The sequence below is a fragment of the Micromonospora sp. BL4 genome, assembly GCF_003667505.1.
Lineage (GTDB): Bacteria > Actinomycetota > Actinomycetes > Mycobacteriales > Micromonosporaceae > Micromonospora.
Genome location: NZ_RCVJ01000124.1, coordinates 1 through 5439, shown reverse-complemented (window position 1 = coordinate 5439; position 5439 = coordinate 1). Strand labels below are relative to the sequence as shown.

Annotated in this window: 7 protein-coding genes; 1 reads left to right on the top strand and 6 read right to left on the bottom strand. The window is 72.6% G+C overall.

Features of this window, described 5'->3' with window-relative positions; all coding sequences use genetic code 11:
* Positions 1-10: 10 nt before the first annotated feature.
* The 3 genes from EAD89_RS14275 to recO form a co-directional block, all read right to left on the bottom strand.
* Positions 11-196, bottom strand: coding sequence for a hypothetical protein (locus tag EAD89_RS14275; RefSeq protein WP_121655421.1), 186 nt, complete (start codon positions 194-196; stop codon positions 11-13).
* Positions 197-265: 69 nt separating this feature from the next.
* Positions 266-1042: an isoprenyl transferase gene (locus EAD89_RS14270; protein ID WP_121655422.1), complete on the bottom strand. Its 777-nt coding sequence runs from the start codon at positions 1040-1042 to the stop codon at positions 266-268.
* A 32-nt stretch (positions 1043-1074) separates the two neighbouring features.
* Positions 1075-1950 carry a DNA repair protein RecO gene (recO, locus tag EAD89_RS14265; RefSeq protein ID WP_121655423.1) on the bottom strand — a complete coding sequence of 292 codons (876 nt, stop codon included), beginning with the start codon at positions 1948-1950 and terminating at the stop codon, positions 1075-1077.
* 102 nt (positions 1951-2052) lie between these two features.
* Here recO and EAD89_RS14260 point away from each other — a divergent pair, with 102 nt between their 5' ends.
* Positions 2053-2862, top strand: coding sequence for a DUF4097 family beta strand repeat-containing protein (locus tag EAD89_RS14260; protein ID WP_121676029.1), 810 nt, complete (start codon positions 2053-2055; stop codon positions 2860-2862).
* Here EAD89_RS14260 and EAD89_RS14255 read toward each other — a convergent pair.
* The 3 genes from EAD89_RS14255 to EAD89_RS14245 form a co-directional block, all read right to left on the bottom strand.
* A complete protein-coding gene (locus tag EAD89_RS14255) occupies positions 2849-4018 on the bottom strand; it encodes an acyltransferase (protein ID WP_121676027.1) in 1170 nt (389 codons plus the stop codon). The genes EAD89_RS14260 and EAD89_RS14255 overlap by 14 nt on opposite strands.
* A gap of 164 nt (positions 4019-4182) precedes the next feature.
* Complete coding sequence (gene era / locus EAD89_RS14250) at positions 4183-5088, bottom strand: GTPase Era (protein WP_121676026.1); 906 nt, start codon at positions 5086-5088, stop codon at positions 4183-4185.
* Entirely contained in the window at positions 5085-5414 is a 330-nt protein-coding gene (locus tag EAD89_RS14245) for a cytidine deaminase (protein WP_121676028.1), read from the bottom strand. Before EAD89_RS14245 ends, era begins: the two co-directional genes overlap by 4 nt.
* Positions 5415-5439: the final 25 nt, after the last annotated feature.

The following is a 5439-nucleotide window of genomic DNA, read 5'->3' as shown; positions in this document are numbered from 1 at the left end:
CGTGGGGGTGCTACCAGAATCGGCGGCGCTTGGCCTTTTGGGGGCGGATCAGGTCCGCGCCTCGGGTCAGCAGTCGGGTCGCCCCGGAGGGACCACGCCGGGCCTCCAGGGTGTGGCTGAGTCGGCGGGCGCCGGCCGCGGCCAGCGGCACCGCGATCGCCATCACCGCCCACTGTGCGATGCGCTTCTGGATCATGTGGGTTCACCTCCGTCAGTGGCTCCTGAGAGGGGTGATACCCAGCGTGACGTGCCGGTAAGCCTCGCCTCAGCCCACCGGGGCGACCGGGTTGGGCAGCGCGCCACCGAACCGCCGGTCGCGCTGGGCGTACAGCTCGCACGCGTACCAGAGGTGACGGCGGTCGAAATCCGGCCAGAGCGTGTCTAGGAAGACCAGCTCGGCGTACGCGGTCTGCCAGAGCAGGAAGTTGGAGATCCGCTCCTCGCCCGACGGGCGCAGGAACAGGTCCACCTCCGGAATCTCCGGGTGGTAGAGGTACTTCGCCACGGTCTTCTCGGTGACCTTCGCCGGGTCCAGCCGGCCGGCCGCCACGTCCCGGGCGATCGCGGCGGCGGCGTCGCCGATCTCCGCCTGACCGCCGTAGTTGACGCAGAACTGGAGGGTCAGTGTCGAGTTGCCGCGGGACATCTCCTCGGCGGTCTGCAACTCGGAGATGACGCTCTTCCACAACCGCCCGGGCCGGCCCGACCAGACCACCCGTACGCCGAGGTCGACCAACTGGTCACGGCGGCGGCGGATGACGTCCCGGTTGAACCCCATCAGGAACCGCACCTCGTCGGGTGAGCGCCGCCAGTTCTCGGTGGAGAACGCGTACGCCGACAGGTAGGGGATGCCCATCTCGATGGCGCCCTCGATGGTGTCGAAGAGGCTGTGCTCCCCCGCCTCGTGACCCTTGGTGCGGGGCAGGCCGCGTTCCTTGGCCCACCGGCCGTTGCCGTCCATCACCACGGCGACGTGCTTCGGCACCGCCTCGGTGGGCAGCGCCGGCGGCCGGGCGCCCGACGGGTGCGGTGTCGGCGGCATCGGCTCACGCCGGCCGGCCCTCATCGATCGGATCACTCGGCTCTCTCCCTGCTCGCACCGTCCGCCCCGGCCTCCACGTCGCCGTGCGGCCGGAGCATCGCGGCCCCGGCGTCGCCCGACGGCGGGACCGCGCCGGCCGCCGAGGGACCCCGGTCGACCAGCGGCAGCGAGCGTAGCGCGCGTTCCAGGTGCCACTGCAGGTGAGCCGCCACCAGCCCACTGCACTCCCGGCGTACGCCGGACTCGGTGGCGTCGGCGAGTACCCAGTCGCCGGTGGTCAGCGCGGACATCAGGTCGATGGTGGCCGGCGCGGGATGGGCCGCGCCGGGCGGCCGACAATCCGGACAGACCGCGCCGCCGGCCGGCACGGAGAACGCCCGGTGCCGCCCCGGTGTGCCGCAGACCGCGCACGCGGTCAGCGCCGGCGCCCAGCCCGCGAGGGCCATCCCGCGCAGCAGGTACGCGTCGAGCACCAGGGTGGTGGCGTGCTCGCCGCGGGACAGCGCCTTCAATGCGCCCACGGTGAGCTGGAACAGCCGCAGCGACGGCTCCCGCTCCACCGGGGTCAGCCGCTCGGCGGTCTCGGCGATCGCGCTGGCCGCCGTGTAGCGGGGATAGTCCCCGAGGAACCGCTTGCCGTACAGGTCGATGCCCTCGACCTGGCTGACGGTGTGCAGCGAGCTGCCCAGGTTGCCCTTCGGGTCGCCGGCGAGCTGGAGGTCGACGTGGCCGAACGGCTCCAGCCGGGCACCGAACTTGCTGGTGGTGCGCCGGATCCCCCGGGCCACCGCGCGCAGCCGGCCGTGCCGGCGCGTCAGCAGTGTGATGATCCGGTCGGACTCGCCGAGCTTCTGCACGCGCAGCACCACCGCGTCGTCGCGGTAGAGCTGTCGGCGGTACCCGGCCATCGGACCATTCTCCCTCGGGGTGTGAAATCAGGGTCGGCTCGGGGTGGATGCGCGGAGGAACCCCGATGCGGCGGGCCCGTGACCGGCCGTAGCGTGCTCGCCATGGCACTGCACCAGACCACCGCTGACCTCCGCCGTCGCGCCGCCGCCCCGGTCGCGCTGGGGCTGACCACCGCGCTCATCCTGCTCGCCGGGTGCGACAACCTGTCGTTCCGCCGACTCGACTACGACAACACCGAGACGGTGAAGATCACCGGGATCCGGGTGCAGGGCGGATCGGGCGATGTGGTGGTCCGGGGCACCGGCCCGGCCGGGCAGGCGCGGATCAAGCGGGTGGTGCGCTACCAGGGCGGCGAGCCGGACAACGCCCGGTACGAGATCGAGGGCAGCGAGCTGGTGCTGGACACCGACTGCGGCTCGCGGTGCAGCATCTCGTACGAGGTGACCGTGCCGGAGGGTGTGGCCGTGCAGGGCGAGGTCGGGTCCGGCAACATCGAGCTGAGCCGGGTCGGCACGGTGGAGCTGCGGCTGGGCTCGGGCGACGTGCGGGTCGCCGACGCCTCCGGCGCGCTCGAGGTGGAGACCCGTTCGGGCAACATCGACGTGAGTGAGACCAGCGCGGCGGTACGGCTGCGCGCCTCGTCCGGGGACATCACGGCGCGCCGGCTGGGCGGCACCGTCGACGCCGAGGCCAGCTCCGGCAATGTCACCGTCGAGCTGGACAAGCCCGCCTCCGCCCGCGCACACGCCTCCAGCGGGGACGTCACGCTGCTGGTTCCGTCGGGCAGCTACCAGGTCCGGTCCAACGCCGGTTCCGGCGACGAGAACGTCAGCGTCGCCGACAACCCGGCGGCGTCCCTGGTGCTCGACGGTTCGGCTGGCAGCGGCAACGTCACGATCAGCCAGCGCTGACCTCGACGGGGGCCACCTCTTCGGGCACGCGCTGCGCCGGCACCACCGCCCGTCCGACGCTCTCCCCCGCCGGCCCGGCGCCGGACCGGGCCGCCGGGTCGGCGCCGGACCGGACCGTCGGGTCGGCGCCGGACCGGACCGGCGATCCGGCGGGGTGCGACCGGCCGCCGGGCACCAGCTCCGGCGGTCGCCGGGCGGCGAGGTCCTCGACCCAGCCGACGGCCAGGGTGACCAGCCCCACCAGCACGAACACCAGCAGCACCCGGACGGCCAACCCCAGCGGATCCTGGTGGGACCAGCCGACCACGTCCACCAGCGGGGTGAGCGCCACCACGAAGGGCATGTGCCAGAGGTAGACCGTGAGCGCGCGCCGGTTGACCACGGTCACCGCCCGGTCGGCCAGCCGGGTACGTCCCAGCCAGGCGATCCCCGCCGGCGCCCGACCCAGGACGATCAGGATGAACGCCGCCGACCAGAGGGCGTTGCCCAGGTGGTTGTCGTTGAGGTCGTACCCCCGTGGGCCCGGATGCGTCATGATCCAGGCCCCGCCGCCCACCGCGAGCGCCAGCGCCAGCGGATAGAGCACCCGGCCGGCGAGGCGGCGCAGCATCCCGGCGTGGTGGGCGAAGCCGAGCAGCCACGCGCCGAAGTAGAGCCCGAACTCGCGCAGCACCGGCGGCGCCGGGTAGATCCCCGCCTCGACAGCCACCAGCAGGAGGTACGGGGCGAGCAGGGTGGGCAGCGGGGCGCGCCGGAACAGCCAGAACGCGACCGGCGAGGCGAGTACGAACCAGAGGTAGTCGCGCAGGTACCAGATGACGCTCAGCGCCAGCGCGCCCCAGTGGTTCGCCGGTGGATCGGCGATCGGGAACAGCCACAGCAGCAGCCGGGGCGACACCGGCAGCCCGGTGAACAGCATGGCCGGTACGAAGATCACCGCCAACACCCACAGCGACGGCAGCAACCGGCGCAGCCGGCGGCCGACCGCCGCCGGTCCGGAGCGGGTCAACGAGGCGGCCATCAGCGAGCCGGCCAGCGCGAACATCACCGACATGGCCGGGAAGACGAGAGTGAGGGTCGCCCACCCGGTGACGTGGTAGACGACCACCCGGACGATGGCGAGGAAACGGAGCAGATCGAGGTATCTGTTGCGCATCAGCCTGCATCTGGGTCGGGGACGCCGGGCGTACCTCCCCTACCCTTCGCGGCCGCGGCGCCAAACGGCCGGCACCCCGACCAAACGTGACATTGCCCCTCGACCCGACCGAAGATGATCACCACCCGGTCCGACCGGATGCCCGGCCGGACCGGCGGGGTCGGTCAGAAGCCCAGCTTGCGCAGCTGCCTCGGGTCGCGCTGCCAGTCCTTCGCCACCCGTACGTGCAGGTCCAGGTAGACCCGACCGCCGAGCAGCTCCTCGATCTGCCGGCGGGCGGTGGTGCCGACCTCCTTGAGCCGGCTCGCCTTGTGACCGAGAACGATGGCCTTCTGACTGGGCCGTTCCACGTACAGGTCGGCGTAGATCTTCATGACCTGACCCTCGGGGATCATCTCCTCCACCACCACGGCGATGGAGTGCGGCAGCTCGTCACGGACCCCCTCCAGGGCGGCCTCGCGGATCAGCTCCGCGACCAGCACCTGCTCGGGATCGTCGGTCAGCATGTCGTCCGGGTAGAGCTGCGGTGACGGCGGCAGGTAGCTGGTCATCACGTCGACCAGCGTGTCCACCTGGTGCCCGGAGACCGCGCTCACCGGCACGATCTCGGCGAACTCCCCCATCTGGCTGACCGCGAGCAGCTGCTCCGCCAGGCGACGCTTGTCGACCAGGTCGGCCTTGGTGACCACCGCCAGCACGGTCGCCTTCAGCTCGGCCAGCTCGCCGGTGATGAACTTGTCGCCCCGCCCGACCGGCTCGTTGGCCGGGATGCACAGGCCGATCACGTCGACCTCGGTCCAGGTCGACCGGACCAGGTCGTTGAGGCGCTCGCCAAGCAGCGTACGGGGGCGGTGCAGGCCCGGCGTGTCGACCAGGACCAGCTGCGATTCCGGCCGGTGCAGCACGGCCCGGATGACGTGCCGGGTGGTCTGCGGCTTGTTCGAGGTGATCGCGATCTTGGTGCCGATGATGGCGTTGGTCAGCGTGGACTTGCCGGCGTTGGGCCGGCCGACGAAGCAGCCGAACCCGGCCCGGTACGGGCGGCCGTCCGGATCCTGGACGGGGCTCACTGCGTCACCGTGCCGAGCATGGTGCCGTTCGGCGCCGCCACGTGGATCGGCGCGTCCACGGCGAGGTCGCGCACCGCGGCGTGCCCGGCGCCGTCCAGCGTCGACGCCTCGGTCACCACCACCGCCGCCTCCAGCCGGCTCGCCCCGGCCGCCACGGCCGAGGCCACCGCCAACTGCAACGCCGTGAGGGTCAACGAGGGCAGCGCGACGCTGGCCGCCGCGTACGTCCGGCCGTCCTGGTCCCGGACCGCGGCGCCTTCGACGGCACCGACCCGACCACGGGCTCCCCGGGCCAGGACGACCAGCTTGCCGTCCTCGGCGCTCAGCGGGGCCGGCGCGGTGGGGGTGGGC

Bases quoted from the DNA above. Each gene is read 5' to 3' on its own strand.
- EAD89_RS14275 (WP_121655421.1), bottom strand. From the start codon at position 196: ATGATCCAGAAGCGCATCGCACAGTGGGCGGTGATGGCGATCGCGGTG.
- EAD89_RS14270 (WP_121655422.1), bottom strand. From the start codon at position 1,042: ATGCCGCCGACACCGCACCCGTCGGGCGCCCGGCCGCCGGCGCTGCCC.
- recO (WP_121655423.1), bottom strand. From the start codon at position 1,950: ATGGCCGGGTACCGCCGACAGCTCTACCGCGACGACGCGGTGGTGCTG.
- EAD89_RS14260 (WP_121676029.1), top strand. From the start codon at position 2,053: ATGGCACTGCACCAGACCACCGCTGACCTCCGCCGTCGCGCCGCCGCC.
- EAD89_RS14255 (WP_121676027.1), bottom strand. From the start codon at position 4,018: ATGCGCAACAGATACCTCGATCTGCTCCGTTTCCTCGCCATCGTCCGG.